Source organism: Bowmanella yangjiangensis (assembly GCF_017255015.1).
Taxonomy (GTDB): domain Bacteria; phylum Pseudomonadota; class Gammaproteobacteria; order Enterobacterales; family Alteromonadaceae; genus Bowmanella; species Bowmanella yangjiangensis.
Genome location: NZ_JAFKCS010000138.1, coordinates 1 through 2,033 on the forward strand (window position 1 = coordinate 1; position 2,033 = coordinate 2,033).

Consider the following 2,033-nt stretch of genomic DNA (forward strand, 5'->3'; position numbering starts at 1 on the left):
CGAATGCGGCGGCGAACGCACGAAAACGCTCGGCTTCGCCCACCGCAAAACCGCGCAATAGCACTCCACCACAGCGTTCAAGGTGTTGATCGATCAGCTCGCGCAGCTCCTGCTGGCTCGCCAGCAGGTCGATTCCGTCCTCAGCCTGCACCAGCAGCGGTAAACCCTCACGCGACTCAGGCAAAGGCTTTATGGAGAAGAAAGTCATCGCATGCTCCTCTCAGGCCTCGATAGCCCGGGGATCCCGCCCACTCTCACGCAGCTTGCCGAACATGTATTCGAGCAACTGCTGTTCGCAGGCGTTGATGAAAAAATGATCGCCCTCGAACATCTCCAGAGAGAAGTCATCGGCGGTTTCGTCCTGCCAGGCCGCCAGCGCATCCATCGATACGCGATCCGCCTTGCCGCCAAGTACATGGATCGGGCAACCGAGCCGCGCACGGCGGTAGTAGCGATAACGGCCACACAGCAGAAAATCGGCGCGCAACACCGGCAGGGTCAGGCTGAGCATCTCCGCATCGTCAAATACGGCTGCTGGCGTTCCCCCCAGGGACCGCAGGCGCAGTAGCAGCTGCTCATCGCTCTGCTCTTGCGCCAGTTCGAGGTGGCTCTCACGGCGCGACGGCGCCGACGCCGCCGAAGCGAACAGCGCCTGCGGGGCAGGCATGCCGAGCTGGCGCAGCGCATGGGCCAATTCGAAAGCCAGCAGGCCACCGAGACTGTGACCAAACAGGGCGTAGGGCTGCTTGAGCGACTCGCTCAACTCGGCCGCAAGCTGCTTGGCCAGCGCGTACATATCGGTCTGCAATGGCTCATTGAAACGCCGACCACGCCCTGGCAACTCCAGCGGCAACACCTCGACCGAAGCCGGCAATGAACGACGCCAACGCGCATAGGCCATCGCGCTGGCACCGGAATACGGCAGGCAATACAGGTGCAGGCGGCCAGGCATCATCACCGCTCCACAGCCTCGCCGCTCATCACCTGACGCAAGCTCAGTGGACGCATGTCGACCCACTCCCGCTCAACGTAGTCCAGACACTCCGCCTTGCTGCCTCGCTGCTCCGTCTCACGCCAGCCAGCGGGCACCGCCTTGTCGTCCGGCCACAGGGAATACTGCAGCTCGTGATTGACAAGAACCTTGAATGTCGCGTCGTCGCGATCAAATGCCATCTCTGCCTCCTTCTCGCCCGGGTTGGGCGGCTTTCCGATGAAGACGAAGGAGAGGAGCGAATAATTAGGATTAACCCATGAGATTAATTATCATGCGCGCCACTTGAGAAGGCATTCTCATCCGACTGAACGTTTTGATTTTTGATCGAGTCAGAGGCCACGTATGATTTGATAATAATTATCAACTACATTAGATTTAGCCACCTCGATACCGGCGCAGGAACCGCCAGGCAGGGCGAAAGACCCGCGCAATGGATTCGCGTCAGATCTCCCCCATGTGGACGCCCATCACGCTCTGGCCGCATAGGAAACATCTCATGCCCAAGACGCTCCCCCCCCAGCAGCATATGGCCCTGCACGACCTGTTCGTCACCCGCAGGCAGACCTTCATCAACGCTGCGGCGCGCATCCTCGGCTGCCGCAGTCACGCCGAAGATGTGGTGCACGATGCCTATATCAAGCTCAGCGCCGCGAGCATGGTCCCTAACATCCAGTCGCAGAGCAGTTACCTGTTACGCGTGGTGCGTAACCTGGCGATCGACCTCTATCGCCGCCAGGCTCTGGAGAAACGCTATGCCGGCAGCGAGGAAGAAGGCCTGTATATCGCTGCCCCTGGAGCCTCACCAGAGACCAGCCACGAGAGTCGAGAGACCTTGGAGATGCTCTCCTCGGCCTTGGCGCAGATGCCCGAGCGCACTCGCTACGCCTTCGAGATGTACAAACTGCACGGACGTACGCAGAACGACATTGCCAAGGAACTGGGGGTCTCACCGACCCTGGTGAATTTCATGGTGCGTGATGCACTGCTGCACTGCCGGCAAGCGCTCAAGCGCATCGAAAGCAAGGCACGCTGAAAGGAA

General features: G+C 60.3%; 3 protein-coding genes and 1 pseudogene. 1 reads left to right on the forward strand and 3 read right to left on the reverse strand.

The window, feature by feature from the left end; all coding sequences use genetic code 11:
* The 3 genes and pseudogenes from J0A65_RS22640 to J0A65_RS22650 form a co-directional block, all read right to left on the reverse strand.
* Window positions 1-208 (reverse strand): annotated as a pseudogene (locus tag J0A65_RS22640) (TauD/TfdA family dioxygenase); the annotation flags it as partial.
* A 12-nt stretch (window positions 209-220) separates the two neighbouring features.
* On the reverse strand, window positions 221-952 hold the full coding sequence (locus J0A65_RS22645) for a thioesterase II family protein (RefSeq protein WP_206596570.1): 732 nt from the start codon (window positions 950-952) through the stop codon (window positions 221-223).
* A gap of 2 nt (window positions 953-954) precedes the next feature.
* Window positions 955-1,173 carry an MbtH family protein gene (locus J0A65_RS22650; protein WP_152489134.1) on the reverse strand — a complete coding sequence of 73 codons (219 nt, stop codon included), beginning with the start codon at window positions 1,171-1,173 and terminating at the stop codon, window positions 955-957.
* 317 nt (window positions 1,174-1,490) lie between these two features.
* Between J0A65_RS22650 and J0A65_RS22655 the strand changes: the two genes are divergently transcribed.
* Complete coding sequence (locus J0A65_RS22655; protein ID WP_051800647.1) at window positions 1,491-2,027, forward strand: RNA polymerase factor sigma-70; 537 nt, start codon at window positions 1,491-1,493, stop codon at window positions 2,025-2,027.
* The last annotated feature ends 6 nt before the right edge of the window (window positions 2,028-2,033 follow it).

What these genes read in the sequence shown, in the direction of transcription:
- J0A65_RS22655 (WP_051800647.1), top strand. Translation starts at nt 1,491, where the DNA reads ATGCCCAAGACGCTCCCCCCCCAGCAGCATATGGCCCTGCACGACCTG.
- J0A65_RS22650 (WP_152489134.1), bottom strand. Translation starts at nt 1,173, where the DNA reads ATGGCATTTGATCGCGACGACGCGACATTCAAGGTTCTTGTCAATCAC.
- J0A65_RS22645 (WP_206596570.1), bottom strand. Translation starts at nt 952, where the DNA reads ATGCCTGGCCGCCTGCACCTGTATTGCCTGCCGTATTCCGGTGCCAGC.